Source organism: Novosphingobium mississippiense (genome assembly GCF_044029535.1).
Taxonomy (GTDB): domain Bacteria; phylum Pseudomonadota; class Alphaproteobacteria; order Sphingomonadales; family Sphingomonadaceae; genus Novosphingobium.
Window position 1 is genome coordinate 1,274,647 of sequence record NZ_CP147001.1, and the last position, 25,650, is coordinate 1,300,296.

Below are 25,650 nucleotides of genomic sequence, written 5' to 3' on the forward strand. Positions count from 1 at the left end.
GCCTGACGCTGCTCTCATGGGTTACTAAAAGCAACTATGAAGTTACAAAATGAAACCAGTATGACGACGAAGCGAGAAAAGGAGGCCTGCAAGGCTGAGGATGGCAAGACGCGCCATGGCCGCTGGTACGAGGATGCCTGCGGCGGCTCGCTGGCGCTGGAACTGATCGGCGAACGCTGGTCGCTGCTGATCGTGCGCGAGATGCTGCTGGGCCCGCGCCGCTTCAACGAACTGCGCGCCGCGTTGCCCACGCTGAGCGCCAAAGTGCTGACCGAGCGGCTGGGATCGCTGGAGGCATCCGGAATCGTCCGCCGGACGAAACTGGCGCCGCCGGCATCGGTGCAGGTCTATGGGCTTACCGAATGGGGCCACGGGCTGGAGCCGGTGCTGCTGGAATTGGTGCGCTGGGGCCTGCGCTCTCCCGGTCACGATCCCGCACTGGCGTTCACGCCGGTTTCGCTGATGCTGTCGCTGCGCGCCCTGATCGACCGGCCGCGCGCGGGCGATCTTTCGCTGCTGGCGGCTTTCGATATCGGCGACCAGAAATTCGCAGCACAACTATGTGACGGCGAATTGGAGGTTCGCCCGACGGGAGAGGGCGCGATTGCGCCGGACTTGCGCTTTTCGGCCGCCACTGCATCCGATTTTCTCCCGGTCTTCTATGGCAAGCGCTCGGTGGAGGAAGCGGGCGGAAAGCTGGCGATCGAGGGAGATTCCGTCACGGCGGCGCGCTTCATCGATCTTTTCGCACTGCCGCCCAAGTTCCGGGTCTGACGCGAAATACTGGCCCGGCCGATGTCATTCCATGGTCAAAGCCTGTTGCGGTGCAGCGCCCGCTTGTCTACCCGGTACGCACGATGACTGAGTCAGAGACCATGAAGCCCGACAACCGCGACACCACCGTCCTTGCCGCTCCCGACATCGAAGTCGACGTTCGCGAGACGTTCGGCATCGATATCGACATGAAGGTGCCTGCCTTCTCCGTTGCCGATGAGCGTGTTCCCGATCTGGACGAAACCTACGTTTTCGATCCGGACACCACCCTGGCGATTCTGGCGGGCTTTGCCTACAACCGCCGCGTGATGGTGCAGGGCTATCACGGTACCGGCAAGTCGACGCATATCGAGCAGGTGGCCGCGCGCCTGAAGTGGCCGTGCATCCGCATCAACCTGGACGCACACATCAGCCGTATCGACCTGATCGGCCGTGACGCCATCGTGCTGCGCGACGGTCTTCAGGTTACCGAATTCCGCGAAGGCCTGCTGCCCTGGGCGCTTCAGCACCCGGTGGCGCTGGTGTTCGACGAATACGACGCCGGCCGCCCGGACGTGATGTTCGTGATCCAGCGTATCCTCGAAACCGAGGGCAAGCTGACGCTGCTCGACCAGAACCGCGTGATCCGCCCGGACAAGCATTTCCGCCTTTTCGCCACCGCCAACACGGTGGGCCTTGGCGACACTTCGGGCCTCTACCACGGCACCCAGCAGATCAACCAGGGTCAGATGGACCGCTGGAACCTGGTCGTCGGCCTCAACTATCTGCCGCAGCCGGTCGAGACGGACATCGTCACGAAGAAGGTGCCGCAGGTGGACGCCACCACGATCGCCAATATGGTGAAGGTGGCCGATTTCTCGCGCCAGGGCTTCATGAACGGCGATATCTCCACCGTGATGAGTCCGCGCACGGTCATCACCTGGGCGCAGAACACCGCGATCTTCAAGGACGTGGGCTTCGCCTTCCGCCTCTCGTTCCTGAACAAGTGCGACGAGACGGAGCGCGTGATGGTGGCCGAATACTACCAGCGCGTGTTCGGCACCGATCTGCCCGAGAGCGTCGTCTCCAAGGCCTGAGCGCGCCACAACGAACAGGAAAAGGGAGGCTGCGGCCTCCCTTTTTTTGTGCCTTCGCGGGGGTGCTGCGGGATCACCGAAAACCAACCGACTTCGTGGTGCGATCGCGCGCCAGCCAGGGGGCGTGGGTGCTTGTGTTAACTGTTTTCGCGATAGGGTGGGGCTGTTCGGCAAAATGACAGGATTTCCGGTGTAGCTGGGCCGCAAGGTCAGGGATCAAGGAGTTTCAATGGTGTTTGGCGTACTTGCGGCGGCGGCTGTTGCTGCCTCCGGCACCCGGCCTGCCGTGAGTGAAGCTCAGTTTCAGGACATCGTGCTGGCCATGCACAACAAGGAACGGGCTGCCGTAAATTCTCAGCCGCTGCGCTGGAGCGCCAAGCTGGCGCGCGACGCAGGCTACTGGGCGGACAGGCTGGCGGCTTCCAGCGTATTTCAGCACGACGCATCGAACCGGACCGAGGGGGAAAACCTCTGGATGGGAACGCGCGGCGCCTTCGGCGTCGAGGAGATGGTTTCCGGCTGGACCAATGAGAAGATCCCGCTGCGCCGAATGCGCTCCTGGCAGGACAATTACTATCGCGTCGGCCACTACACGCAGATGATCTGGTCCGGGACGACGGAAGTTGGCTGCGCCGTGTCGAAAGGCGTTCAGTTCGAGTATCTGGTGTGCCGCTACGATCCGCCGGGCAATGTCCTGAACGAGAGCCCCTATCGCGGCACCGCCGTGGCGTTTGGCGGGCAATAGACTTTCTGATTCACGACCTGGCAGTGTGGACAAATTCCAATCTCAAAAAGCGTCCGCTCTCGAGAATTTGGGGATGTGGCATGAAGGGCTGGGGGGAGGCCGGCATGAGGGCAAAGGACATTACTTGCCAAATGAAATGGAGCTGAGCTTTTGACCATTCCTCGCCGCTACGCCGTCAAGAAAAACGCACTTTGTCTTTTTTATTATATCGTCATCGGCGTGGGATACTGATGAAGGGGGTGAGTATTTATCGTAAAGGTTGCCAGATTCTAGCGCTTGGCGAACGCGGAATCCACATATATTTTTAAATAAACTGTTGCTAATGCAACGATCTAGAAATTTCATTTCCCAATTTGCCAACCTGCGGTTGAGCTGGTTTTCCCTCTCTTCTTCTACTCGTTTTGCAAACACATTATTAAGCCCGGCGGAGAGGTAAAAGTACCCCTTATATGAAGTCCAGCCCGTTCGGCTTCGAAATGACGGCATGTCGCCTAAGATGGCACCAAGCGTACCATAGCCGCATTCACGGGCGACAAAGTCAATATCTGACTTCATCAGCATAATTTGAGGAAAGGCGTCGTCAAAGGTTCTCAATAAACGTGACGCATCGCTCGGATCGCCTGATCTTTTGGAAGATGGAGCAACTGAAGCCATCAAGGCAAATGCAATTGGTCCAAAAATAACTGCAGCGAGCGAAAAAAGCAGTATACGCAGCGATCTTTGCATATCATCGAACTCGCAAACTTCGATTTCTCAAACGCTAATCTGCCTGCTGGATATCCGCAATGTCGGCGGCTCCGGAAAGGCGGCTTCGAGGTTGAAATCGTGAAAAGCTGCCATCTATCTGGTTCTGGTGGAACCGGACAGATGGCAGCTTTTTCAAGAAAAACCATAAAATCGGGCGGCCCGGCGGCGGAAGAATCAGTCTACGCGGCTTAGTTGAAAGCCCTTAGCGGGCATCCGCCAATCCTTTGTAAATCCCAGTTAGATCACCGGCTCGCCCGAGGCATTCCGTCCTCGCGGAAAATGGTCAGCGAGGCCGACGATGTTCGACTGGTTCGAAAAATACGCACCGATCCGGCTCAAGTTCCGGACCCTCTTCTATCTGCATGGTCTGTGGGGATTGCTCTCCTCCGCCGGTGCGGTTCTCGCCGCCCGACATTTCACGACGGCCGGGATCGGGCTGGCCGTGTTCTCGCTGCTGGCATCGCTGGCGACGGTGAAGATCAGCGGAAAGCTGATCTGCGATCCCTATGTGGAAACGGTCGTGCGCATGGAAGGGTTGGCGGCAGGCGATCTTGCCAGCCCCATCCGGTTTACCGATCACAGCGACTGCGTGGGCCGGATGACCAAGGCCATGGCGGTGTTTCGTGACAATGCCGTCCAGATCCAGTTGAACTCCACCCGTCAGGAGATGGTGGACGCGCTGGAGCGTGGACTGGTCGCGCTTGAAGGCGGGGACATGACCGTCAAGCTGGAGACGGCCTTCGCCGAGGAATACGAAAGCCTGCGCGCCAGCTTCAACCGTACGGTGATCGGCTTGGAGGCGAGCATCGCGCAAGTCGTCTCCTCGGCCGAATGCGTGCGCACCGGCTCGGCGGAAATCCGCGCGGCATCGGACGATCTGGCCCAGCGCACGGCAACCCAGGCCGCCACGCTGGAACGCACTTCCGCTTCCATGAAGAACGTGACCGGAATGGTCGAAGTGACGGCCCGCAGCGCGGGCGAGGTGCGCCTTGCCGTGGGCGCGGCCAGCGGGGATGCCGATGATGGCGCCAAGGTCGTGCGCAATGCCGTCGCCGCGATGGACGCGATCGAGCAGAGTTCGCTGCAGATCAACCAGATCATCGACCTGATCGACGGCATTGCCTTCCAGACCAATCTTCTGGCCCTGAACGCGGGCGTTGAGGCCGCCCGCGCCGGCGATGCCGGCCGGGGGTTCGCCGTGGTCGCCAACGAAGTGCGGGCGCTGGCGCAGCGATCGTCCGACGCGGCGCGCGAGATTCGCGCGTTGATCACCACCTCGTCGACGCAAGTTGCGGAAGGGGTCGATCTGGTCGGGCAGACCGGGCGGATGCTGGAGCGGATCGGCACCAAGATTGCCGAGGTCAACAGACTGGTCGACGCGATCGCCCGTGGGGCGGAAGTGCAGTCGGAGGCTTTGACCGACATCGGCGGCGGCGTGGTGAGCATGGACCAGATGGTCCAGCAGAACGCCGCAATGGTCGAACAGACGGCCGCCGCAGCGCGGGGGCTTGCCTCGGAAGCCCAGGAGCTTGCCGAATTGACCACGCGCTTCAAGCTGAACTCGGGCGAAAGCGGGCCGGTGCGAATGCTGGCCAGGCGCGCGCCCGCCGCGCCGGCAACCGCCTTTGCGCGTCCCGCGCTTTTGCCGGTGCACGGAAATCTGGCGGTAAGCGCTGCAAAGTCTGGCGAGGATTGGTCGGAATTCTAGGTCTACCGGCCTCGGCCGGTTTTCCTACACCACGCCACTCGCGGTAGACGTGTGCGCATGTTTCACGTCGCCCGCAAGCTCCGGAATCCGACGGCAATCTTCGCTCGCAGGCGAAGTCCCGCCGCGCGCAAGGTGACACTCTCTCGTTGCAAGGTGACAGTTTCGGCCCCGGCAGGACATATTTCCCCAGGACCGTGTCAACTGTGTCAAGCGGACTGTCACCTTGTGCCGGTTGGGGTCAGCCCTCCGGATAGGTCGCCTTCACGAAATAGAGCCCGTCCGGCGGGGAATTCAGGCCCAGCGCCTGCCGGTCGCGCGCTTCCAGTGCGTCGGCAACCTGTCGTTCCTCCCAGCGGCCCATGCCCACCAGCGCTAGGCAGCCGACCATCGAGCGGACCTGATGATGCAGGAAGCTGCGCGCCTCCGCCTCGATCAGCACCATCTCGCCCTCGCGCCGCACGTCGAGCCGATCCAGCGTCTTCAGCGCGCTTTGCGACTGGCAGTGGGCCGAACGGAAGGTCGTGAAATCGTGCAGCCCCACCAGTATCTGCGCGGCGCGGTGCATGGCGGCTTCGTCCAGATGCTTGGGCACTTGCCAGGCCTTGCCACGCTCCAGGGTCAGCGGCGCGCGGCGGTTGGCGATGCGATAGATGTACGAGCGCCCGACGCAGGAGAAGCGGGCATGCCAATCGTCCGGCACGATCTCGCAGCCGACGACCGCGATCGGATGTGGGCGCAGGCGGGCGTTCATCCCTTCCGACAGCTGGAAGGGCGTGAACGGCTTGTGGATGTCCATGTGCACTTTCATGCCCAGCGCATGGACGCCGGCATCGGTGCGGCCGGCAGCATGCATGCTGGTGGCCTGACCGGTCAGCGCGAAAGCCGCTTCCTCCACGCTCTGCTGGACCGAGGGGCCGTGCGCCTGGCGTTGAAGGCCCATGTACGGGGCGCCATCGAATTCGAGAGTGAGAGCAAAACGGGTCATCGCGCCGCCGATACAGGACTGCGGCTCCGCTGCAAACGGCTTGGCGTGCGCGGCGAAGCGGCGCATCCTTGCCGCAATGCATGTGGGAGAGCGCAAATGGCCGAGGAACGAGCCCGCTTCGAGATATTCCGGGGCGGCAATGCGCCCACTCTGAACGAGTGTGGCTGCATGACACTGGCCGGCGAAGCCCCCAACATGATCGCCGCGCTGCCGCTCTTTGCCGGGGCCGGTCCGGAAAGCGGCGAACTGGTGGACGTGCCCTATCGCCGGCCGGGCATGAGCCTTGCGCGGCTCCTGCTCAAGAGCGGCTTCGCACTGCCGCTTCACAGTCATGACTGCGATTGCCTCTATTACATCGTAGCCGGCAGTGTGGAACTTGGCACCGAAACGCTGGTGGCAGGCGATGGCTTTTTTGTCGGCAGCGAGGTTCCCTATGCCTACGTTGCCGGGCCGGAGGGCGCGGAAGTGCTGGAATTCCGTGCGACCGATGCATTCGACATTCGCGTACGCGACAAGTCGCCGGAAGGCTGGGCCAAGGCGGTCGACAAAGTGCGCGAGGCGCAGGATCGCTGGGCGAACGAGCCGCCGCCCGTCCGCCGTATTCCTGAAAAGCTTATCGGCCCGTCCTGACGGTCAGCCGAGGCGCGTGCCGGTCGGGATCGGCCGCCCACGCAGCAGGTCCGCCGTGTCCATGGCGGGCTTGCCGGCGCGTTGGATGCGCGTGACACGGATGGCTCCTTCAGCGCAGGCGACGGAGAGCGCGTCGTCCAGCGTTACGCCGGGTTCGCCCGAACTCTCGACGATATCGGCGGCCAGCACCTTGTACCGCTCGCCGTCGAGTTCGAAGAAAGCCCCCGGCGCGGGCATGAAGGCACGGACTTGCCGCTCGACCTGCTCGGCCGGAAGCGTGAAGTCGAGCCGGGCTTCGGCCTTGTCGATCTTCTTCGCGTAGGTGACGCCGTCCTCGGGCTGGGTGACGGCGCGATGGGCGGCCAGATCACGGAGGGTACCGACCATGAGTTGGGCGCCCTTTTCCCCCAGTTCCGTGGTCAGTTCACCGGCAGTCTTGCGGTCGATCGTGGTGCGCAGCGTCGCCAGCATCGGCCCGGTGTCCAGCCCGGCTTCCATCTGCATGATGGTTATCCCGGTGGTCGGATCGCCGGCAAGAATCGCCCGATGTATCGGTGCCGCCCCGCGCCAGCGCGGCAGGATCGAGGCGTGAATGTTCAGGCAGCCAAGGCGCGGCGCATCCAGCACCGCCTGCGGGAGCAAAAGGCCATATGCCGCAACCACAGCGATATCGGCGTCCAACGCGGCGAACTTTTCCTGTTCTTCCGCGCTCTTGAGCGAAACCGGGTGGCGCACTTCGATGCCGCGCGCCTCGGCTTCCTTGTGAACCGGCGAAGGGGTCAGTTCCTTGCCGCGACGGCCGCCGGGGCGCGGCGGCTGGCTGTAGGCGGCCACGACTTCGTGCCCGGCCTCGACCAGCGCAACGAGCGCGGGCACTGCGAAATCGGGCGTTCCCATGAAGACGATGCGCATGGTGTGGGGAATTCTCCAGAAGGCTTCCGCTAAGGCTCTGGAGGCCCTATCTCCGGCGCCATGGCATCGCAAGAGATCGAGACGCTTACCGGCGCGCTGTCGCGCCTTCCCGGCCTGGGGCCACGTTCCGCCCGCCGCGCGGTGCTATGGCTGATCAAGCGGCGCGAGACGTCACTGGTGCAACTGGTCGATGCGCTTGCGGCGGTGCGCGAGGCGCTGGTCGAATGCCAGACCTGCGGCAATATCGACACCACTAACCCCTGCGGAATCTGCGCCGATCCGCGTCGCGATGCGGGTTCGCTTTGCGTGGTGGAGGAAGTGGCCGACCTCTGGGCGCTGGACCGCGCACGGCTTTTCAATGGCCGCTATCACGTCCTTGGCGGCCGATTGTCCGCGCTCGACGGTGTGCGTCCGGAGGACCTGACGATCGATAACCTGCTCCAGCGAGTAGAGCAGGGTGGAATCGACGAGGTGGTGCTGGCCATGAACGCCACGCTCGAAGGGCAGACCACCGCGCACTATATTGCCGAGCGTCTGGAAGGGCTTCCAGTCCGCATCACCCAGCTTGCACATGGGCTGCCGGTGGGCGGCGAACTGGACTATCTGGACGAGGGAACGCTGGCGCAGGCGATACGGGCGAGGCGGCCTGTCGCCTAGGTCCGGCTTCGCCGATCACTGTCATCGAAGCGTCCATCTTGCGAGAATCGGCCATCGCGCTTATTTGCAAGGCATGGCTATCCGTGAAATCCTCGAAGTTCCCGATCCGCGTCTCAAGCAGGTTTCGGTCCCCGTCGAAAAGTTCGATGACGAGCTCAAGACGCTCGTCGAAGACATGTTCGAGACGATGTATGACGCGCCGGGTATCGGCCTCGCCGCGATTCAGGTGGGCGTGCCGCTGCGCGTGCTGGTGATCGACCTCCAGCCGGACGACGAAGATGCTGAGCCGGAGGTTTGCTCCGCGCATGGTGGACACCACCACACGCACCAGCCGACCAAGAAGGAACCCCGGATCTTCATCAATCCGGAAATCCTCGATCCGTCGGAAGAGCACACCGTCTACCAGGAAGGCTGCCTTTCGGTGCCGGAGATCTTCGCCGACGTCGAACGCCCCTCGCGCATCCGCGCGCGCTGGCACGACCTTGATGGCAAGGTCCATGAAGAGGACATGGACGGCCTGATGGCCACCTGCCTTCAGCACGAGATGGACCATCTCGAAGGCATTCTCTTCATTGACCACCTCTCGCGCCTGAAGCGCCAGATGGCGCTCAAGAAGCTGGACAAGCTGCGCAAGGCGGCCTGATCCAGCGCATTGGGGAAAAGCCGGTTTGAGGACTGGCGTTCTCTGAATGTTCCGGATATGCTGCCGGAATGGAAATCGCTGTCGTCGCCATTCTCGCGCTCGTTGTCGGCCTTGGGGCCGGCTGGTTCTTCGGGTCCAGGCCCGTGGTAGAATGGCGACATCGGCACGAATCCCGCGATCGTGAAGCGCGCGAGCTCGATGAGAAGTTCCGCGCCGCGATTCGCGACCTCGCTTCTGCCAGCGAGCGCGCCAGCCGCGCAGACGGCCTTTCCGAAGAACTCGATCGCGTTCGCGTCGATCAGGCCCAGGCGATGGAACTTGTTCGTCGCAACCATGACGAGGCGGTTGAGCGCCTGCGCGGTGAACAGGGCTTGGTGTTGGAGCGCACGCGTGTCGATCTGACCCGGACTCTCGAAAATTCCCGATCCGAGCACGCGACGCTGGTCGATGCACTCCGCCGCGAACAGCGTGAGCTAGCCTCGGAACTGGCGACGCTCCGAGAAAAGTCCGCCAATTTCGATGAACAGAAGCGCCTGCTGATCGAAGCGCAGGAGGCTCTCCGCAAGGAATTCGAAAATGCCGGCGCCAAAGTGCTGGCGGGCGCGCAGGAAGCGTTCCTGAGCCGCGCGGGTGCGCGTTTCGAAGAAAGCGAAAAGGCCAACGCCGAGCGGATCGCCACGCTGTTGGCCCCGGTCGGCGCTCGGCTGAAAAGCTACGAAGAACAGGTCACTGCGCTGGAGGCGAAGCGCGTTGATGCCTTCGGACAGCTTACGGGGCAGATCGAGGCGTTGCGTGTCGGTCAGGAGCAAGTGCGGGCAGAAGCCGTTCGCCTCGGCAACTCGCTGCGCAATGCCCCGAAGGCCCGTGGCCGCTGGGGTGAGCAACAGCTCAAGAATGTGCTCGAACAGTGCGGACTTACCGAACATACCGATTTCGTGACCGAGCATTCGGTCGAGACAGAGGAGGGGCGCCTGCGCCCCGACGCGATCGTGCGCATTCCCGGCAACAAGCAGCTCGTCATCGACGCGAAGGTTTCTCTCAACGCCTATCAGGATGCGTTTGAGGCTGACGACGAGACGCGGCGCGCCGCTTTCCTGGACCAGCATGCGGCATCGATGCGCAACCACATCCAGACGTTGGGCAACAAGAGCTATCAGAGCCAGTTCGAGAACGCGCCGGATTACGTGCTGATGTTCGTGCCTGGTGAGCATTTCATCGCCGCTGCGCTCGATCACGATTCCAGCCTGTGGGACTACGCGTTCGAACGGCGCGTGCTGCTGGCCAGCCCGACCAACCTCGTGGCGATCTGCCGGACGATCGCACAAGTCTGGCAGCAGGAAGGTCTTGCCAAGGAAGCGCGGGAGATCGGCAAGCTTGGCAGTGATCTCTACGACAGCCTTGCCAAGACACAGGACGATCTTGGCAAAGTGGGACAACACCTTGGACGCGCGGTGAACTCGTTCAACGCATTTGCCAGAACTTACGAAGGCAATGTGATGAGCCGCGCACGGCGTCTTACTGAAAAGCACATCAAGATCGGCAAGCGTGAAATTTCCGATGATGTACCGGCGGTAGAAGAGATGCCGCGCTACGCCGAATCCGGTGGCCAGCTTGCCGATTTCTCAAGCGATCTTGAAGTGGAAGGTGCCGAAGCGGCGGAGTAGGCTTAAAAGGCCTTCTCGCCGGCTTTATCATTGCCGGCAACGCTGGTTTCGCGTTGCAGTTCCGCGGTGTGGCCGCTGGATTGCAGGGTCATGCGATTGTTGTCGATGACAAGACGGGGCGTGGCGACGAGGAGGGCGCCGATGGCCTTTTCCTGATCCCATGCAGGCGTAGGGCAACTCATCTCGGTGAGGGAGAGAGGGCCGGCAATGAGCCGGTCGTCATCGACATGCCATGGGCCGTCCATCTGGTTGCAACCAACGCGGATGCCGATTTTACGCCCTTCGAACGTGATCTTGGCTCCATCTGCCTGTGGGCGTTGGCCGTCTATCAGGGTGATTCGCCAGGAACTGCGGGCAAGCTGCGGATCGCCGTTGCCGCCGGAACTGGAACAGGCAGCAAGCATGGCGGCGCAGGACGCCGGAAAAATCGCGTGACGAAGCATGCGCAAGCTTCTGGCATGTCCCACCTGAGGCTGTGATGAACACTTGCGCAAGAATCCCGGCCGGGTGGCATTCAATCCGGCAACTTGGGCGCCCGGCAACTAGCGCGTATTGGCAGGCGAGGCCCGGTGAGAACGATCAAGCGTGTGCAGGGAGGCTTCGCTTCCCTGCCTATGCCCTTTTCTTCAATATCCCGACCTGACCGAAATCAGTCGGCACGCAGATGTGCGAGAGCCTCGTAAGCCAGTACGGCACCGGCTACCGCGGCATTCAGGCTGTCCGCGCGTCCCAGCATCGGGATCGTCACGCGCAAGTCGCAAGCTTCCTCATACTCTTGGGGAAGCCCCTGTAATTCGTTGCCCACCATCAGGAAGCACGGCGCGGCATAGGGTGCCTCGCGGTAATCGGTCGGATCGCGCAGCGAAGCTGCGACCAACTGGCCTTCACCGCTGCGCAGCCAGGGCAGGAATTCATCCCAACGCGCAGTGACGATCTTCTGTGTGAAGATTGCCCCCATGCTGGCGCGTACGGCTTCGACCGAGAAGGGGTCTGCGCAGTCATCCAGCAGGATGAGGCCGCCCGCGCCGACGGCATCGCCGGTGCGGAGCATCGTGCCCAGATTGCCCGGATCGCGCAGGGCTTGCGCCACCAGCCAGATCGGCGCGGCTGCGCGGTCGAGATTGGCAAGGCGCGTGTCGAATTCCGCGAAGACGCCCGCGACAGCCTGCGGATTGTCCTTGCCGGTGACTTTGGCCAGGATTTCGACGTCCATTTCCACGACGTCGCCGCCGGCAGCCACCACAGCATCCTCCAGCGCGTCGAGCAACGGGTGCGGATCGCGGCCGATCGCCATGACCAGCATCTCGGGCACGATGCCGCATTCGCGTGCATCGGTCAGCAAGCGCAGACCTTCGGCAAGGAAGCGCTGTTCCCGCTTGCGGTGCTTCTTCTCGCGCAGGGAGCGCAGGAACTTGACCAGCGGGTTCGAAAATCCGGTAATAGTGCGGCGCTCGGCCAAGGTACTGCCCTTATTCTTCGCCGAAACCGTCGCGGACAAGGCCGGCCAGCAGGTTCAGCGCTTCGGGCGCGCCTTCGCCTGCGCAGGAAATCTCGATGCTGTCGCCTTTGGCAGCGCCCAGCATCATCAGGCCGAGAATGGAGTTGCCGGCCGCTTCCACACCGTCCTTGCCAACCTTGACGAGTACCGAGGTCGGCAATTCGGCCACATGGTTGACGAACTTGGCACTGGCGCGCGCGTGCAGGCCGCGCTGGTTCACGATCAGGACGGTCTCACTGCAATCGTTCATGCGGCATCTTGTCCCAGATATTCGCTGGCAATGGTAATGTAATTGCGTCCAGCATCGCGCGCGGCGGCGGCCGCTTCCCGCACGGACATGCAGGCGCGGGCCTTGGCGAGGCGGATCAGCATCGGCAGGTTGATGCCGGCGATCACTTCCACGCGGCCGGCTTCCATCAGCGAGATCGCCAGATTGGAGGGGGTGCCGCCGAACAGGTCGGTGAGGATGATGACGCCTTCGCCGCTGTCGACCGCGACGATTGCATCGGCAATCTCGCTGCGACGGCGTTCCATGTCGTCATTAGGACCGATGCAGACAGTCGCCACCGCCGACTGATCGCCGACGACGTGCTCCATCGCGTGTACGAACTCTTCGGCGAGATTGCCGTGAGTCACCAGGATCATGCCGATCATGCTGGAAACGGGCTCCGAAATTTTTCTTGCTTGGGCGACCAGGTAATGTGTTCCCGGGGTACTTGTTCATCGTTCACGCCGCTGACCTCCTTCCAGAAGATCGGCTGCTCGCGAGCCCAGGTTGCGGTGCAACAATGTGGGCGAAAATCCCGCTTCGCGCAAGGCCGCAGCCATGCGTTCGGCTGTGTATACCGACCTGTGCCGGCCGCCGGTGCAGCCGAAGGCAATGTGGACATAGGCCTTGCCCTGCGCCCGATAGCGCGGAAGCAGCAGCAGCAGCAGGTCGCGAATGCGTGCGAAAGCCTCATCAAAGGCGGGATCGCGGCGAATATAATCGCCGACCGACGCGTCCAGCCCGGTCATCGGGCGCAGTTCCGGATCCCAATGCGGGTTTTCCACGAAGCGCATGTCGAAGACGAGATCGGCAAGCGGCGGCATCCCGCGCGAGAAGCCGAAGCTGGAGATGGTCAGCGTCAGATCGTCGGGCTCGTCCGTGGAGAAGCGCTCGCGAATCACGCGCTGGAGGTCGTTCGAGGTGAATTCCGTGGTTTCGACCAGCAGGTCCGCCCAGCGACGCAGCGGTGCCAGCAATTCGCGCTCGGCCCGGATGCCGGTGTCCACGGGCGCGTCGGCAGCCAGCGCATGGCGGCGGCGGGTCTCATTGAAGCGGCGTTCCAGTTCCTTGCTGGAACAGTCGAGGAACAGCGTATTCACCTCGACATCGCTGCGCTCGCTGAGTGCCTTTACCTGGGCGATCACGCGTTCGGGGTCGAACCCGCGCGTGCGGCAATCGAAGCCGATCGCCAGCGACGGGCGTGGAGACTGGTCTGCAATCGGGGCGCTGTCTATCAAGCGATCGAGCAGGCGCACCGGGAAGTTATCGATGATTTCCCAGCCAAGATCCTCAAGCACCCGCAGCGCGGTCGTCTTGCCGGCACCGAGCATGCCGGTGACCAGCAGCACGCGCTGTCGGTCGGAAACGGTGCCGCGCTCCGACAATTGATCGGTTTCGGGGGAATCGAGGGTCATGGGGGCCTGTTTGCGCCGGGCGGCACCGAAAGGGAAGGGGGCGGTAGGAGAGTCAGCAAACCCTGTTGCCAAAGTGGGACAGTGCCAGTTCCGCTTTGAGTGCGAGGGAGCCACCGTGTGGCCACAGACGCACCAGCGGAAGCGCGATTCCGGCGATTTCGATGGTTTCGGCCGTGTCGATGAAGCGCGGCGCTTCCGGATCGAGCGCGATGACGAGCACGACCGGGGCTTCGTCGACGCACGGAAATGCGAGAATCCCCAGGTTGCGCACTTCCATCAGCCCACGCGTATTGGGATGGGGGTGGGCCAGAAGGCGGTTTTCCGCGACTTCCAGGAGGACGCCGTCGTCACCGACCAGCACGGCGCCGCGATCGATCAGTTCCAGCGCGAGTGTCGATTTGCCTGCACCGGAATCGCCTTCGATCAGTATGGCGCGGCCATCAATGGCGACGCAGGTCGCTTGGCGAACGCTGGAAGATGCAGGGACCATCGTCATTCGCCCTGCCATGCGGGAAGCGAGAACACCAACCGGGCGCCATGTTCGCCGTCGGTCCGATCAGTCGCGCGCAATTTGCCGAAATGGGCCTCCACGACGGTGCGCGCGATGGCGAGGCCGAGGCCACTATGCTTGCCGAACTCCTCCCCGGATGGGCGGAGCGAATGGAAGCGTTCGAAGATGCGTTCGCGCGCGGCCTGCGGAATGCCCGGACCATGATCGGAAACCGCGATGATCACGCGCTGGCCTTCGCGCGCCAAGGCGATTTCGATCGGGGCGCCGCCGGGTGAGAACGAGATCGCATTGTCCAGCAGGTTCTGCAGTACGCGTTCCAGTCGGCCCGCATCGCCCGCCACCACCAGTTCGTTCTGGGCGACGAGATCGCCTGGCTCCGTGATCTCGACCGGGCAATTGCCATTGACGCCGCGCTGTTCGCGTTCGGCGACGAGCGCGCGGACCAGGCGTAGCATGTCCACCGGCTCGAACGTGGTGCGGCTGAGTTCCGCGTCGATGCGGCTTGCGTCGGCGATTTCGGTCACCAGAAAGTCGATCCGCCGCACGTCGTCCTTGGCGATGCCGATCAACTGACGACGCAGGCCGGGTTCGTCCACGCGGTCCAGGCTTTCGAGCGCGCTGCGCAGCGAGGTGAGCGGGTTCTTGAGTTCATGCGCGACGTCGGCCGCGAAGCTTTCCACCGCGTCGATGCGCTGGCGCAGCGCACCGCTCATATCCGATACCGCACGGGCCAGCAGGCCGATCTCGTCCCGCCGATCAGGCAGGCGGGGCACGACCACGCTGCGATCGCGGCCGAGGCGTACGCGCACGGTGGCCCGCACCAGCTTGCGCAGCGGTTCGACGATGGTGCGGGCAAGGAACAGCGAAAGCAGGATGGAAACGCCCAGCGCGCCGCCAACGATGAAGGCCAGCGTCTGGCGCGCCATGCGCACGTTCTCGGTAATGTCGCGGGCATTGCGGGTGACGAGCAGTGCACTGCCGTTCCTGCCCACCGGCGTGGCGGCGATGATGACGGGCGTTCGGTCCGGCGCGGCTTCGTGGCTCACTTCCGTGCGTCCGGCAGCGATTGCCGCTGAAATTTCCGGCCAGGCCCGAGCGTCCGCATCGGGGTTGTCGTGGTAAGGGGGGACTGGCGGCGAGCCGAGCACGAAGTCCATGCTGCGATCCAGTTCGCGCGCGGCATCCTGCAACCATGGCTCCGTGGCCGGGTCGACCAGGGTGTATGACGGAGGGGCCAGTTCGAAGCTGTCTGCCACCAGACGCCCCTTGGCATCGAATAGCCGCAGGCGGAGCGCTTCGCTTGATCCAATCCGCGCAATCAGGTCCCGACGCTGGGGTTCCGGCGTGGCGGCCAGTGCATGGGCAACGATCTCTGCCTGAGAGGCGGCAAGGCGATAGCGCTCGTCCAGCAGTTCGCGCCGATAGCTGTCGAGGTAGAACAGGCTGCCGGCCAGCAGGGCCAGCGCGATCACGTTGACGGCCAGAATGCGGGCAGTGAGCGAGACGCGCCACGGCAACCCGAGCCGCGCGCGGAGCGGGGCCTTTCGAGAGCGGGATGAGGCGCGCGGCGCGCGGAGGCGGTCAGCCATCGGCGAAGGAGTAGCCCGCGCCATAAAGCGTGTCGATCGCCGAAAACTCGGAGTCCACGGCGCGGAACTTGCGACGCAGGCGCTTGATGTGGCTGTCGATGGTGCGATCGTCGACATAGACGTCTTCGCTATAAGCCGCGTCCATCAGCTGGTTCCGGCTCTTCACCACGCCAGGCCGCATCGCCAGCGCTTCGAGGATCAGGAATTCGGTGACCGTCAGCGAGACCGGCTTGCCTTGCCATGAGACCTGATGGCGGGCGGGATCAAGTTGCAGGCGTCCGCGCACTACGGTTTCGGGCAGGTTCTCTGCAGTGGCGGCATCGGCAGGTGCGCGAACCAGTTCGCTGCGCCGCAGGATGGCGCGAATGCGCGCGACCAGCAGGCGCTGGCTGAAGGGTTTGGTGATGTAATCGTCCGCACCCATGGCCAGGCCCAGCGCCTCGTCCGGCTCCTCGTCCTTGGACGTGAGGAAGATGACCGGCAGGCTGGATTGTGCGCGAAGGGCCTGCAGCAAAGTGAGGCCGTCCATGCGCGGCATCTTGATATCGAAGATCGCCAGGTCCGGTGGGTTATCCAACAACGCCTTCAGGGCGGCTTCGCTATCGGTATAGACACGGGTGGCGAAGCCCTCGGCCTGCAGGCCGATCGAAAGCGTCGCCAGAATGTTGCGGTCATCGTCGACCAGCGCGATCGTCTGGGGCCGTGCGGCACTGTCGCTGCGCGGCGCTTCGTTGTGCCCGGGCGATGTCGAAGGCTCTGCCATGGGGCTGATAGGGTTCCTCTTTTCGCTTGGTGATTACGCCTAGCGGCACTGCGACAAGCTGACAATCTCCGTTCCGGACGCAAAAGAGATCACGTTCGTCGCAACCCGATTGGTTTATTTTCCTGTGGATTTGACGGAAAAGAGGGGCGCGATTAAGCGCGCCCCCGAGTCTTGCGTAAAAATGTCCGGACGCCGATCGATCCCGATCGAGAGGCATCTGAAAATGGAGGAGATGACATTGACCGCTACCCTTAACTACTCGCTCGCCAAACAAGGCATTGAAACAAGCGCGGAAATATTCGCGAACCTGGGCACGGCCCCGCTCGTCGAACATGCGGTCAGGAACGGAGAGGGCGTGCTGAGCGTCGACGGTCCGTTCGTGGTCGCCACCGGCAAGCACACTGGTCGTTCGGCCAAGGACAAGTTCATCGTCAAGGATGCCGAGACGGAGAACACGGTGTGGTGGGGCAAGACCAACGTCGCCATGACGCCGGAGCACTTTGCTGCACTGAAAGAGGACTTCCTGAAAGCGGTCGCTGAGAAAGACACGCTTTACGTCGCCGACCTGTTCGGCGGTTCGCAGCCCGAGCACCGCGTCAACGTGCGCGTGATCAACGAATTCGCCTGGCACAACCTGTTCATCCGCACCCTGCTGGTGCGGCCGACCACGACCGAACTCGAAGGCTTCGCGCCCGAGTACACGATCATCGACCTGCCCAGCTTCCGCGCCGATCCTGAGCGCCACGGCAGCCGCAGCGAAACCGTGATCGCGGTCAACTTCACCGAGAAGCTGATCCTGATCGGCGGCACATCCTATGCGGGCGAAATGAAGAAGTCGGTCTTCGGCATCCTCAACTACCTGCTGCCCACCAAGGGCGTGATGCCGATGCACTGCTCGGCCAACATCGGGCCCGAGGGCGACACCGCCGTGTTCTTCGGCCTTTCCGGCACCGGCAAGACCACACTTTCGGCGGACGCTTCGCGCACCCTGATCGGTGACGACGAGCATGGCTGGTCGGACACTGCCGTGTTCAACTTCGAAGGCGGCTGCTACGCTAAGATGATCCGTCTTTCGGCCGAAGCCGAGCCGGAAATCTTCGCCACCACCAAGCGTTTCGGCACCGTGCTCGAAAACGTGGTGATCGATCCGGTGACGCGCCAGATCGATCTCGACGACAACTCGCTGGCTGAGAACAGCCGCGGTTCGTACCCGATCGACTTCATCCCGAACACGTCGGAAAAGAACCTCGGCCCGGTTCCGAAGAACATCATCTTCCTCACCGCAGACGCTTACGGTGTGCTGCCCCCGATCGCGCGTCTCACGCCCGATCAGGCGATGTACCACTTCCTCTCGGGCTATACCGCGCGCGTCGCCGGTACCGAGATCGGCGTGACCGAGCCGGAAGCCACCTTCAGCACCTGCTTCGGCGCGCCGTTCATGCCGCGTCACCCGTCGGTCTACGGCAACCTCCTGAAGGAGCGTATCGCCAAGGGCGGCGTGAAGTGCTGGCTGGTCAACACCGGCTGGTCGGGCGGCAAGGCCACGATGGAAGGCATCAAGCGCATGCCGATCAAGGCCACGCGCGCGCTGCTCAACGCCGCGCTCGACGGCAGCCTGAACACCGCCGAGTTCAAGGAAGATCCCAACTTCGGTTTCGAGATCCCGGTCGCAGTTCCGGGCGTCGACGCCAAGCTGCTCGATCCGCGCGCGGCCTGGGCTGACGGTGCGGAATACGACAAGACCGCGCAGACGCTGGTGAAGCAGTTCATCGACAACTTTGCGCAGTTCGAAGCGCACGTCGACGAAGGCGTTCGCAAGGCTGCGCCCGTCTCCGCCTGATCGGCTTGGACGCAAGCAAACAAAGGGCCCCGAAACACTCGCTTCGGGGCCCTTTTTGCTGTCCCTCGGGGGGCGCTTCGGGGCTTTGAATACCCCTCATAAATTGATATTCACTCGCAATAGCAATTTATGAGGCAACTATGACGCGCAGGAATGTCTATCAGGTGTCGGATTGGAACGGCATCAGCGGTGAGCGGTGGGTGAGCAATCAGGCTCGTCTCGATGTCATGTTGGCTCCGTTCGGCGATGCTGCGCTGGAGACTGCCGCACCACAAGCAGGGGAGCGCGTGCTCGATGTCGGGTGCGGAGCAGGGACCCAGACGTTCGAAATCGGACGGCAGGTGGGGCCACGCGGGCATGTTCTGGCGCTCGACATCTCCACGCCGCTGGTGGAACGGGCGCGCCAGACGATGCCGTCGAACCTGCCGGTTACATTCGATGTGGCGGACGTCAGCGTCGCGCCGCTTCCCGTGCAAGCCTTGGACCTGCTCTACTCGCGGTTCGGAGTGATGTTCTTCGACGATCCCGTCGCAGCATTTTCCCATATGCGCCTTTCGCTGCGGCCGGGTGGACGGCTGGCTTTCGTTTGCTGGCGCAGTGCGGCGGAGAACGATTGGGTTCGTCTGCCGATGGGGGCGATCAAGGGCATCGTGCCGCCATCGGCACCGCCGCCCGCCGACGCGCCTGGGCCGTTCTCGTTCGGCGATCGCGCGCGGGTGGAAGGCATAGTCGCCGCGGCGGGCTTCGTGGAATGTCAGATGCGTCCCTTCGATCACACCATCCATTTCGGCCTGGGCGAGAGCCGTGATGCTGCGGTGGCTGACGCGGTGAACATGGCGTTCGAGGTGGGGCCACTGTCGCGGGCGCTGGCGGACCAGTCTGAAGTAATTCGTGAACGGGCGCGGCTGGCCGTGCATTCCGCATTCGCCGCGCGCCCTGGGGAGCGCTCCGTGCAGATCGAAGGCGCGGCATGGATCGTCACGGCTCGCAATCCGGGGCTTTGATCGCGGGCTGCTTGACGATGCTTGCGGAAAGCCTTCCGTTCGTCATCGTTTCCATCCATACTCGCCGCGCATCCATCAAGGAGACTGCACCATGGGAATTTTCGACGGTATTCTCGGACAGGTCAGCGATCACCCCGATGTCGAAAATCTTGCCGGCAAGTTGGGCCTCGATCCGGCCACGACTGAAAAGGCAATTGCCGCACTTGGCTTTGCGCATCAGCAAGAGGGCGATACCGCGCAACTGGCGGCGGAAAAGACCGGCCTTGGCGTGGGCACGATCCAGCAGATCATCTCGTCCATCGGTGGCGAGGGCTCGCTGAGCCAGTTTGCCAGCATGGTGTCCAGCGATCCCTCCAAGTTCACGTCCTTCCTCGACAAGGACGGTGACGGCAGCGTGATCGACGATATCACCGACATGGCAAAGGGCCTGTTCGGCAAGAGCTGAACGGCACCATAGTGTGACAGGAAAAGGCCGCTCTGCCTAAGCAGCGCGGCCTTTTCTGTGCGTTGGTAGAGCTGCTAGTCCAGCATATCCGCTGACACCACACCGCCATGGGCGGCCAGTTGGCGCAGCGTTTCCTTGTGCAACCACAGGTTCATTTCGGCAGAACCGTCCAGCGCGCCGGTATAGCCCAGTTCCTGGGCCAGTTCCTTGCGGTTGGCGAGGCTGGAATCGATATTCAGCACTTTCATCAGATCGACGATCGAGTGCTTCCAGTCGAGGTTCTGGCCCGCCGCCATTTCTGTGAGCACGGCATTCACGTCCACAGGCTCCGCGTCGACCGGGGGCGGTGCAGCGGCGGGTGCGGGAGCTGCTGCTGCAGGCGCGGCGGCAGGCGCAGCCGCCGGGGGAGGCGGGGCGGCCTTCTTCTTTCCGAAAATGGCATCCTTGATCGAACCGAAGATGGACATGGACGTACTCCTTGCCAGAGTCGCGACGGCCAAAGCCGCAGCGGGCTTAGTTTCGGGGGAGGTGCATACCGAGCGCCGCCAACAGCAAGGGCCGGAGTCGAACCTTGCGTCCACGGCGACACGATCCTGCCTGCAACCCGCCGCTCTGCCTATGTCCCGCCCGCGCTCATGGGGCGTGGTGCCCCATGAGCGCGGTGGAGCGATCAGCGCGCCTTACGGCCCGCGATATACTCGTCAATATTGGTGGCCAGCACGTCCAGCGGTACGTTGCCGCCATCGACCACGGCCTGATCGAAATCGCGCAGATCGTAGGCCGAACCCAGCGCCTGCTGAGCACGGGTGCGCTGGCGGTTGATTTCCGAATGGCCCATCTTGTAGCCGCAGGCCTGGCCAGGCCATGAGCAGTAACGGTCCACTTCGCTGGCGATCTCGTCCGCATTGCTGCCGTTCTTCTCCACGAAGAACTGCACTGCCTGCTGGCGCCCCCAACCCTTGGCATGAAGGCCGGTGTCCACCACCATGCGGCAGGCGCGGAAGGCGATGGACTGAAGATAGCCCAGGCGACCGACCGGATCGTCGTCATAGGCACCAAGCTCGTCCGCCAGTTGCTCGCCATAGAGCGCCCAGCCTTCGGAATAGGCGTTGAAGGCCAGCATCGATCGGATCAGCGGCAGGCGGTTGGCATATTCGCCCTGCCAGACGTGGCCGGGGATCGCCTCGTGATGGACCAGCGTGGGCAGGTCGTACTTGCGGTGCAGGTCGGTGGAGCGGAGGTTGATCCACATCTTGCCAGGCACCGTGCCGTCCTTCGAACCGCCGCCGCCGTACGCCGTGGGCGCGCCGGGCTCTTCGGAAAGCGGCAGGCGGCGTACTTCCACCTTGCCGCTGACTGGATCGCGGAAAGCGCGCGGCATCTGCGCGCGGATCCAGTCGACGCGCTTCTGGATGAAGGCCATGATCTCGGCACGGCCGGGGTCGCCTTCGGGGAACATGAAGCGCTTGTCGCCGCCCAGCGCGGTCATGCGTTCACCCACGGTGCCGGTGGTGTAGCCCAGAGACTTCAGGATCGGATCCATGCGGGCGTGCAGCGCGGCCAGTTCCTCCAGTCCGCGCTTGTGGATTTCCTCTGCCGGAACGGTCGTGGTGGTGCTGGCGCGCAGGGCCCAGGCGTAGAACTCGTCGCCATGGGGGCGGGCGCCCATGCCCGGATCGCTCTTGGCAAGGCCGCGCTGGCGCTTGAGTTCGGCAAGCTGGCGTTCCAGTGCCGGCACTACTTCGCCAGAGACGATGGCCTTGGTGCGGCTTTCCCAGTTGCCGGGGATCGTCTTGGTGCGGCCGACCAGCGAGGAGACCATGCCGCCGCCATTGTTACGCGCCTCAGCAATGGTGCTTTCCATCTGGGCGATCGCGCGGTCCAGCAGGAAGTCTGGCGGGACAAGGCCCTTGTCGGTCGCCGCGCGCATACGCTCCAACTCGCCGTCAAGCTGCGTGTCGAACTGCGAAAGGCGGGAGACGTAGGCCTCGGCATCGGCGGCATTTTTCACCGGATGATCGGCGTCGAGGAACTTGGGCGTGTCGAGATAGGCGCCCACGTTCTGGATCACGACGTAGGGCGTATTGCGCCAACCGCCCACGGCCACGTCGCCATAAGGCTGGGCCAGACCGTCCAGCGCGGTGCGATAGGCGCTGCGGATCACGGCAAGGCTGGTGCGGTCCGCATGGTCGAGGCCGGTGGTGTCGAACGCCTCCACGCGGGCGACATCGGTGCGCAGGGTCTTCGCCAGCGCATTGCGGCCCGCGAAGGAGCGGTCCTCAAGCCGCGAACGGAGGTCTGCGTGCGCGCCGGTATCGACGCCCAGGCTGGTCGCGTTTTCGGGTGCGTGGGCAAGCAGGTTCCACGCGATCGAATCGAGTAGCGCGGAAGCGGCCTGCTGGCCCGAAGGCGCGGCGGCCAGCGCGCGAGCGCCCGGCAGTGCCAGCGCTGCGGTTCCGGTGGCGAGAAGCTGCAGAGTGGTGCGGCGCGAGAGGGGCGCGGTTCCCATGACTTGGTTCTTCATGGGCGGCGAAACTGGCGAGCGGTGGGCCGTGTGTCAAACCCGCTCGATTGCCGAACCGTGCTGGGCTAGGGGAAAACGATGGATATTGCGCTTTCCCTGCTCGTTCTCACCATCGTCGCCCTGCTGCTGGGCGCATTCGCACTGTCTCGGCGAGGGGGTTATCGCAAGCAAGCGGTGCTGATGGTCGTGCTGGCGGCGGTGATGGCGGTGAATGTTGCGATCTGGACATTGCCGACGCCGGGCGGTGAGACGCTGGCCAGTGCCGCAAAGGAAAAGGCGCCGGAGTAGCCCTCCGACGCCTTCCTGTTCGTATCGCGATTTTGCGCCGGTTATTTGATCGGGCAATCCGGCGAGAGGCGCATGTCGAGGTAGTTGTCGACCGAGCGCATAAGATCGTCGATCTCGTTCTCGAAGAAGTGGTTGGCGCGTGGAATCTCATCGTGGTGGATGGTGATGTGCTTCTGCGTGCGCAGCTTGTCGACCAGCTTCTGCACTGCGTTCGGCGTCACCACCGTATCCGCCGCACCCTGGATGATGATGCCCGATGCGGGGCAGGGCGCCAGGAACGAGAAGTCGTACATGTTGGCGGGCGGTGCCACCGAGATGAAGCCGCGAATCTCCGGGCGGCGCATCAGCAGCTGCATGCCGATCAGCGCGCCGAACGAATAGCCCGCGATCCAGGTGGTCGAAGCCTCGGGATGGATCGACTGCACCCAGTCGAGCGCGGCTGCTGCATCCGAAAGTTCGCCCACGCCGTTGTCGAAGCTGCCCTGGCTGCGACCAACGCCGCGGAAGTTGAAGCGCAAGGTGGCGAAGCCGCGTGCCACGAACGCCTTGTACAGGTGCTGGGTGACGCGGTCGTTCATCGTGCCGCCGGCCTGCGGGTGCGGGTGAAGGATCATGGCCACGGGCGCGCGCGGACGCGTTGCGGGCTGGAAGCGGCCTTCAAGGCGGCCTTCGGGTCCGGGAAAAATGACTGCGGGCATGTGTTTGCGGGCCTGACCTGTTGAAACTCCCGCAAAATACCGGCGGCGATTTGCCGCATCGGCACTCACGGGAGTGGAAAACGAATGGTTCGCTATATAGAAACAACCGGCCCGAAAACAACTTTTGCAAACAATGGCTCCTGAACAGACCTATCTAGACCACGCCGCGACCACCCCGATCATGCCCGAGGCGCGCGATGCCTGGCTGCAAGGGGCGGCAATCTGGGCGAATCCCTCCAGTCCGCACAAGGCCGGTCGCGCCGCGCGTGCGGCGCTGGAAGACGCGCGCGATCGGTTGAAAAAGGCGCTCAATTGGCAGGGTGAACTGATTTTCACCTCCGGCGCGAGCGAGGCGCTGGCGATCGGCCTTGGCCGGGCCAAGGTGCAACGGCGACTGGTTTCTGCAGTGGAGCATGATGCCGTGTTCCGCGCCGCGCCCGATGCGCAGGAACTGCAGATGCGTGAGGGGGAGGTCGATCCCGAAGCTTTGGCGGCCGCGCTTGCCATGCCGTGCCGTCCCGTCGTCGCAGTCCAGTCGATCAATTCGGAGACGGGCACGATCCTGCTGCCTTACGTCGATAATCCTTTGGCGACGCAAGTGCGCGCAGCTGGCGGGCTGTTTCTGGCGGATTGTTCGCAATCGGCGGGCAAGATGGCGTTGCCCGATGCGGATATGGTGGTTCTTTCCGCGCACAAGCTGGGCGGGCCGATCGGCATCGGCGCGCTGCTGGTGAAGGATTTCGCCATGCTCGAACCCAGCGGCGGTCAAGAGCGCGGCTATCGTGCCGGCACCGAGAACTTGCCCGGCGCGCTCGGCTTCGCGGCGGCGCTGGAAGCACGGACGTTGGATGACTGGGCGACTACCGCCGAACAGCGCTTTGATTTCAAGAATGCGCTGTTCCAGCATGGAGAGGTGCTTCAGCCGGGCGTGCAATGCTCGCACATCTTCGCCGTCGCCGCACCGCATCTGGCCGCGACCGCGATGTTGATCCGCATGGACGCGATGGGCTTCGCGATCTCTGCGGGAAGCGCCTGCTCCTCCGGCACCCTCAAGCAAAGCCGCGTCCTGAAAGGCTTCGGCATCGATGAGGATCTTGCCCGCCGCGCCGTGCGCGTCAGCATCGGCTGGAACACGACGCCCGGCGAACTCGACGCATTTGCGGAAGCATGGGCCCGCGTGAACGGATGATCTACCTCGACTATCAGGCCACCACGCCGCTCGCCCCCGAAGCGCGGGAAGCGATGTTGCCGTGGCTCGGCGGTCCGGAGGGCGTGGGCTTCGCCAATCCCCATAGCCCGCATCGCCCCGGCCGCGGTGCTGCCGCCATCGTCGAAGTCGCGCGCGAGCAAGTTGCCGCATTGTTGCCGCCGGGGGGCAGGGTGGTCTTTACCTCAGGCGCGACGGAGGCGATCAACCTCGCGCTGTTCGGCAGTGGCGCGCGCCGCTTGGCGGTTTCGGCCGTCGAACATGCCGCCGTACTGGACGCGGCGCGCGCGATCGATCCCGGGGTGACGATGCTGCCGGTCGACAGCGCAGGGTTGGTCGATCCGCAGGCTGCCATTCCCGGTGGGACCGGCCTCGTCGCGGTCATGCAGGTCAACAATGAGATCGGGACGATCCAGCCCGTGGAGGCGCTGGCGCGGACCGCGCACCATGCCGGCGCGCTGTTCCTCTGTGACGCCGTGCAAGGCGCAGGCAAGATCACCCCGCCCGTCGCAGCCGACTTCATCGCGGTGTCCGGGCACAAGCTCTATGGTCCCAAGGGCATCGGGGCGCTCTGGATTCGCGATGGGATCGACATTCAGCCATTGATTCACGGTGGTGGGCAGGAGCAGGGCTTGCGTTCCGGTACGTTGAGCCCTGCACTTTGCGCCGGTTTCGGCGCGGCGGCGGCGCTGGCGGAGCGCCGCATGGAGGAAGACGCCGCCCACGTCGAAACGCTCTGGGCACGGGCGCGCGAAATTCTCTCCCGCTGGACGCTGAACGGCTCCGCCGCGCATCGCTGGCGTGGAAACCTCAATCTGCGGCTGGACGGGGTGGATGTCGCAAGGCTGATGTCTGACTTGCGCGACGTGGCGTTTTCGGCGGGATCGGCTTGCGCCAGCGGCTCTGGTCGGCCTAGCCATGTGCTCAAGGCGCTGGGGCTTTCCGACGGCCAAGCCAAAAGCTCTATCCGTTTGGGATTCGGGAGATATACTGATCTCCGGGAAATCGAGGATGCCTGCGCACGTATCGATGCCGCAGCAGCGGCGCAGGGAGTCTGAA

General features: G+C 63.6%; 28 protein-coding genes. 14 read left to right on the forward strand and 14 right to left on the reverse strand.

Annotated features, from left to right (window positions below; all coding sequences use genetic code 11):
• Positions 1-60 precede the first annotated feature (60 nt).
• The 3 genes from WBP06_RS05950 (at position 61) to WBP06_RS05960 (ending at position 2,595) form a co-directional block, all read left to right on the forward strand.
• The gene (locus WBP06_RS05950) at positions 61-774 is read left to right on the forward strand and encodes a winged helix-turn-helix transcriptional regulator (protein WP_395332807.1); all 714 of its coding nucleotides are present in this window, start codon (positions 61-63) and stop codon (positions 772-774) included.
• Positions 775-857: 83 nt separating this feature from the next.
• Positions 858-1,850 carry a cobaltochelatase subunit CobS gene (cobS, locus tag WBP06_RS05955; RefSeq protein WP_395332809.1) on the forward strand — a complete coding sequence of 331 codons (993 nt, stop codon included), beginning with the start codon at positions 858-860 and terminating at the stop codon, positions 1,848-1,850.
• Between the two features lie 229 nt (positions 1,851-2,079).
• The gene (locus WBP06_RS05960; RefSeq protein ID WP_395332811.1) at positions 2,080-2,595 is read left to right on the forward strand and encodes a CAP domain-containing protein; all 516 of its coding nucleotides are present in this window, start codon (positions 2,080-2,082) and stop codon (positions 2,593-2,595) included.
• A gap of 120 nt (positions 2,596-2,715) precedes the next feature.
• Here WBP06_RS05960 and WBP06_RS05965 read toward each other — a convergent pair whose 3' ends face one another.
• Complete coding sequence (locus tag WBP06_RS05965) at positions 2,716-3,321, reverse strand: hypothetical protein (protein ID WP_395332813.1); 606 nt, start codon at positions 3,319-3,321, stop codon at positions 2,716-2,718.
• A 319-nt stretch (positions 3,322-3,640) separates the two neighbouring features.
• On the opposite strand from WBP06_RS05965, the gene WBP06_RS05970 reads away from it, so the two are divergent.
• A complete protein-coding gene (locus WBP06_RS05970; protein ID WP_395332815.1) occupies positions 3,641-5,050 on the forward strand; it encodes a methyl-accepting chemotaxis protein in 1,410 nt (469 codons plus the stop codon).
• 238 nt (positions 5,051-5,288) lie between these two features.
• Here the strand turns inward: WBP06_RS05970 and truA are convergent, their stop codons facing one another.
• Positions 5,289-6,035 carry a tRNA pseudouridine(38-40) synthase TruA gene (gene truA, locus WBP06_RS05975; RefSeq protein ID WP_395334050.1) on the reverse strand — a complete coding sequence of 249 codons (747 nt, stop codon included), beginning with the start codon at positions 6,033-6,035 and terminating at the stop codon, positions 5,289-5,291.
• A 96-nt stretch (positions 6,036-6,131) separates the two neighbouring features.
• Here truA and WBP06_RS05980 point away from each other — a divergent pair, with 96 nt between their 5' ends.
• Positions 6,132-6,665, forward strand: a complete 534-nt coding sequence (locus tag WBP06_RS05980) for a cupin domain-containing protein (RefSeq protein WP_395332817.1) — start codon at positions 6,132-6,134, stop codon at positions 6,663-6,665.
• A 3-nt stretch (positions 6,666-6,668) separates the two neighbouring features.
• On the opposite strand, the gene fmt is transcribed toward WBP06_RS05980, so the two are convergent.
• The gene (fmt, locus tag WBP06_RS05985) at positions 6,669-7,577 is read right to left on the reverse strand and encodes a methionyl-tRNA formyltransferase (RefSeq protein WP_395332819.1); all 909 of its coding nucleotides are present in this window, start codon (positions 7,575-7,577) and stop codon (positions 6,669-6,671) included.
• A gap of 60 nt (positions 7,578-7,637) precedes the next feature.
• Between fmt and recR the strand changes: the two genes are divergently transcribed.
• From recR to rmuC, 3 genes are all read left to right on the forward strand, one after another.
• Positions 7,638-8,234: a recombination mediator RecR gene (gene recR / locus WBP06_RS05990; protein WP_395332821.1), complete on the forward strand. Its 597-nt coding sequence runs from the start codon at positions 7,638-7,640 to the stop codon at positions 8,232-8,234.
• 73 nt (positions 8,235-8,307) lie between these two features.
• On the forward strand, positions 8,308-8,877 hold the full coding sequence (gene def / locus WBP06_RS05995; RefSeq protein ID WP_395332823.1) for a peptide deformylase: 570 nt from the start codon (positions 8,308-8,310) through the stop codon (positions 8,875-8,877).
• Between the two features lie 68 nt (positions 8,878-8,945).
• The gene (gene rmuC, locus WBP06_RS06000; RefSeq protein ID WP_395332825.1) at positions 8,946-10,541 is read left to right on the forward strand and encodes a DNA recombination protein RmuC; all 1,596 of its coding nucleotides are present in this window, start codon (positions 8,946-8,948) and stop codon (positions 10,539-10,541) included.
• A 2-nt stretch (positions 10,542-10,543) separates the two neighbouring features.
• On the opposite strand, the gene WBP06_RS06005 is transcribed toward rmuC, so the two are convergent.
• The 8 genes from WBP06_RS06005 to WBP06_RS06040 form a co-directional block, all read right to left on the reverse strand.
• Entirely contained in the window at positions 10,544-11,035 is a 492-nt protein-coding gene (locus tag WBP06_RS06005; RefSeq protein WP_395332827.1) for an META domain-containing protein, read from the reverse strand.
• A 155-nt stretch (positions 11,036-11,190) separates the two neighbouring features.
• Positions 11,191-12,000, reverse strand: coding sequence for a TrmH family RNA methyltransferase (locus WBP06_RS06010; RefSeq protein ID WP_395332829.1), 810 nt, complete (start codon positions 11,998-12,000; stop codon positions 11,191-11,193).
• A gap of 10 nt (positions 12,001-12,010) precedes the next feature.
• Positions 12,011-12,289, reverse strand: a complete 279-nt coding sequence (locus tag WBP06_RS06015; RefSeq protein WP_395332831.1) for an HPr family phosphocarrier protein — start codon at positions 12,287-12,289, stop codon at positions 12,011-12,013.
• Complete coding sequence (locus tag WBP06_RS06020; protein ID WP_395332833.1) at positions 12,286-12,693, reverse strand: PTS sugar transporter subunit IIA; 408 nt, start codon at positions 12,691-12,693, stop codon at positions 12,286-12,288. Before WBP06_RS06020 ends, WBP06_RS06015 begins: the two co-directional genes overlap by 4 nt.
• A 66-nt stretch (positions 12,694-12,759) precedes the next feature.
• On the reverse strand, positions 12,760-13,722 hold the full coding sequence (gene rapZ, locus WBP06_RS06025) for an RNase adapter RapZ (protein WP_395332835.1): 963 nt from the start codon (positions 13,720-13,722) through the stop codon (positions 12,760-12,762).
• Positions 13,723-13,774: 52 nt separating this feature from the next.
• Positions 13,775-14,218: an HPr kinase/phosphorylase gene (locus WBP06_RS06030; protein ID WP_395332837.1), complete on the reverse strand. Its 444-nt coding sequence runs from the start codon at positions 14,216-14,218 to the stop codon at positions 13,775-13,777.
• Positions 14,215-15,822, reverse strand: a complete 1,608-nt coding sequence (locus WBP06_RS06035) for a stimulus-sensing domain-containing protein (protein ID WP_395332839.1) — start codon at positions 15,820-15,822, stop codon at positions 14,215-14,217. Before WBP06_RS06035 ends, WBP06_RS06030 begins: the two co-directional genes overlap by 4 nt.
• Positions 15,815-16,585: a response regulator transcription factor gene (locus WBP06_RS06040; RefSeq protein ID WP_395332841.1), complete on the reverse strand. Its 771-nt coding sequence runs from the start codon at positions 16,583-16,585 to the stop codon at positions 15,815-15,817. The genes WBP06_RS06035 and WBP06_RS06040 overlap by 8 nt, the downstream gene beginning before the upstream one ends.
• A gap of 232 nt (positions 16,586-16,817) precedes the next feature.
• On the opposite strand from WBP06_RS06040, the gene WBP06_RS06045 reads away from it, so the two are divergent.
• From WBP06_RS06045 to WBP06_RS06055, 3 genes are all read left to right on the forward strand, one after another.
• Entirely contained in the window at positions 16,818-18,425 is a 1,608-nt protein-coding gene (locus WBP06_RS06045) for a phosphoenolpyruvate carboxykinase (protein ID WP_395332843.1), read from the forward strand.
• A gap of 140 nt (positions 18,426-18,565) precedes the next feature.
• Positions 18,566-19,429, forward strand: a complete 864-nt coding sequence (locus tag WBP06_RS06050) for a class I SAM-dependent methyltransferase (protein ID WP_395332845.1) — start codon at positions 18,566-18,568, stop codon at positions 19,427-19,429.
• 91 nt (positions 19,430-19,520) lie between these two features.
• Positions 19,521-19,874: a hypothetical protein gene (locus WBP06_RS06055; RefSeq protein ID WP_395332847.1), complete on the forward strand. Its 354-nt coding sequence runs from the start codon at positions 19,521-19,523 to the stop codon at positions 19,872-19,874.
• A 74-nt stretch (positions 19,875-19,948) separates the two neighbouring features.
• On the opposite strand, the gene WBP06_RS06060 is transcribed toward WBP06_RS06055, so the two are convergent.
• Both WBP06_RS06060 and WBP06_RS06065 read right to left on the reverse strand, forming a co-directional pair.
• Entirely contained in the window at positions 19,949-20,341 is a 393-nt protein-coding gene (locus WBP06_RS06060) for a DUF3597 domain-containing protein (RefSeq protein WP_395332849.1), read from the reverse strand.
• 203 nt (positions 20,342-20,544) lie between these two features.
• Positions 20,545-22,383, reverse strand: coding sequence for a DUF885 domain-containing protein (locus tag WBP06_RS06065; RefSeq protein WP_395332851.1), 1,839 nt, complete (start codon positions 22,381-22,383; stop codon positions 20,545-20,547).
• A gap of 93 nt (positions 22,384-22,476) precedes the next feature.
• On the opposite strand from WBP06_RS06065, the gene WBP06_RS06070 reads away from it, so the two are divergent.
• Positions 22,477-22,686, forward strand: a complete 210-nt coding sequence (locus tag WBP06_RS06070) for a hypothetical protein (RefSeq protein WP_395332853.1) — start codon at positions 22,477-22,479, stop codon at positions 22,684-22,686.
• Between the two features lie 41 nt (positions 22,687-22,727).
• On the opposite strand, the gene WBP06_RS06075 is transcribed toward WBP06_RS06070, so the two are convergent.
• Positions 22,728-23,384, reverse strand: coding sequence for an alpha/beta hydrolase (locus WBP06_RS06075; RefSeq protein WP_132385172.1), 657 nt, complete (start codon positions 23,382-23,384; stop codon positions 22,728-22,730).
• Positions 23,385-23,517: 133 nt separating this feature from the next.
• On the opposite strand from WBP06_RS06075, the gene WBP06_RS06080 reads away from it, so the two are divergent.
• Together WBP06_RS06080 and WBP06_RS06085 are read left to right on the forward strand one after the other, a co-directional pair.
• Complete coding sequence (locus WBP06_RS06080) at positions 23,518-24,573, forward strand: cysteine desulfurase family protein (RefSeq protein ID WP_395332855.1); 1,056 nt, start codon at positions 23,518-23,520, stop codon at positions 24,571-24,573.
• Positions 24,570-25,649 (forward strand): cysteine desulfurase family protein, encoded by a 1,080-nt coding sequence (locus tag WBP06_RS06085; RefSeq protein ID WP_395334052.1) that lies wholly within the window; start codon positions 24,570-24,572, stop codon positions 25,647-25,649. Before WBP06_RS06080 ends, WBP06_RS06085 begins: the two co-directional genes overlap by 4 nt.
• Position 25,650: the final 1 nt, after the last annotated feature.

Bases quoted from the DNA above. Each gene is read 5' to 3' on its own strand.
- WBP06_RS05960 (WP_395332811.1), top strand. From the start codon at position 2,080: ATGGTGTTTGGCGTACTTGCGGCGGCGGCTGTTGCTGCCTCCGGCACC.
- cobS (WP_395332809.1), top strand. From the start codon at position 858: ATGACTGAGTCAGAGACCATGAAGCCCGACAACCGCGACACCACCGTC.
- WBP06_RS06030 (WP_395332837.1), bottom strand. From the start codon at position 14,218: ATGACGATGGTCCCTGCATCTTCCAGCGTTCGCCAAGCGACCTGCGTC.
- WBP06_RS06080 (WP_395332855.1), top strand. From the start codon at position 23,518: ATGGCTCCTGAACAGACCTATCTAGACCACGCCGCGACCACCCCGATC.
- WBP06_RS06040 (WP_395332841.1), bottom strand. From the start codon at position 16,585: ATGGCAGAGCCTTCGACATCGCCCGGGCACAACGAAGCGCCGCGCAGC.
- fmt (WP_395332819.1), bottom strand. From the start codon at position 7,577: ATGCGCATCGTCTTCATGGGAACGCCCGATTTCGCAGTGCCCGCGCTC.
- WBP06_RS06085 (WP_395334052.1), top strand. From the start codon at position 24,570: ATGATCTACCTCGACTATCAGGCCACCACGCCGCTCGCCCCCGAAGCG.
- WBP06_RS06050 (WP_395332845.1), top strand. From the start codon at position 18,566: ATGACGCGCAGGAATGTCTATCAGGTGTCGGATTGGAACGGCATCAGC.
- WBP06_RS06070 (WP_395332853.1), top strand. From the start codon at position 22,477: ATGGATATTGCGCTTTCCCTGCTCGTTCTCACCATCGTCGCCCTGCTG.
- rmuC (WP_395332825.1), top strand. From the start codon at position 8,946: ATGGAAATCGCTGTCGTCGCCATTCTCGCGCTCGTTGTCGGCCTTGGG.
- WBP06_RS06055 (WP_395332847.1), top strand. From the start codon at position 19,521: ATGGGAATTTTCGACGGTATTCTCGGACAGGTCAGCGATCACCCCGAT.
- WBP06_RS05965 (WP_395332813.1), bottom strand. From the start codon at position 3,321: ATGCAAAGATCGCTGCGTATACTGCTTTTTTCGCTCGCTGCAGTTATT.
- truA (WP_395334050.1), bottom strand. From the start codon at position 6,035: ATGACCCGTTTTGCTCTCACTCTCGAATTCGATGGCGCCCCGTACATG.
- WBP06_RS06020 (WP_395332833.1), bottom strand. From the start codon at position 12,693: ATGATCGGCATGATCCTGGTGACTCACGGCAATCTCGCCGAAGAGTTC.
- WBP06_RS06065 (WP_395332851.1), bottom strand. From the start codon at position 22,383: ATGGGAACCGCGCCCCTCTCGCGCCGCACCACTCTGCAGCTTCTCGCC.
- rapZ (WP_395332835.1), bottom strand. From the start codon at position 13,722: ATGACCCTCGATTCCCCCGAAACCGATCAATTGTCGGAGCGCGGCACC.
- recR (WP_395332821.1), top strand. From the start codon at position 7,638: ATGGCATCGCAAGAGATCGAGACGCTTACCGGCGCGCTGTCGCGCCTT.
- WBP06_RS05970 (WP_395332815.1), top strand. From the start codon at position 3,641: ATGTTCGACTGGTTCGAAAAATACGCACCGATCCGGCTCAAGTTCCGG.
- WBP06_RS06060 (WP_395332849.1), bottom strand. From the start codon at position 20,341: ATGTCCATCTTCGGTTCGATCAAGGATGCCATTTTCGGAAAGAAGAAG.
- WBP06_RS05950 (WP_395332807.1), top strand. From the start codon at position 61: ATGACGACGAAGCGAGAAAAGGAGGCCTGCAAGGCTGAGGATGGCAAG.
- WBP06_RS06035 (WP_395332839.1), bottom strand. From the start codon at position 15,822: ATGGCTGACCGCCTCCGCGCGCCGCGCGCCTCATCCCGCTCTCGAAAG.
- WBP06_RS06015 (WP_395332831.1), bottom strand. From the start codon at position 12,289: ATGAACGATTGCAGTGAGACCGTCCTGATCGTGAACCAGCGCGGCCTG.
- WBP06_RS06075 (WP_132385172.1), bottom strand. From the start codon at position 23,384: ATGCCCGCAGTCATTTTTCCCGGACCCGAAGGCCGCCTTGAAGGCCGC.
- WBP06_RS06045 (WP_395332843.1), top strand. From the start codon at position 16,818: ATGACATTGACCGCTACCCTTAACTACTCGCTCGCCAAACAAGGCATT.
- def (WP_395332823.1), top strand. From the start codon at position 8,308: ATGGCTATCCGTGAAATCCTCGAAGTTCCCGATCCGCGTCTCAAGCAG.
- WBP06_RS05980 (WP_395332817.1), top strand. From the start codon at position 6,132: ATGGCCGAGGAACGAGCCCGCTTCGAGATATTCCGGGGCGGCAATGCG.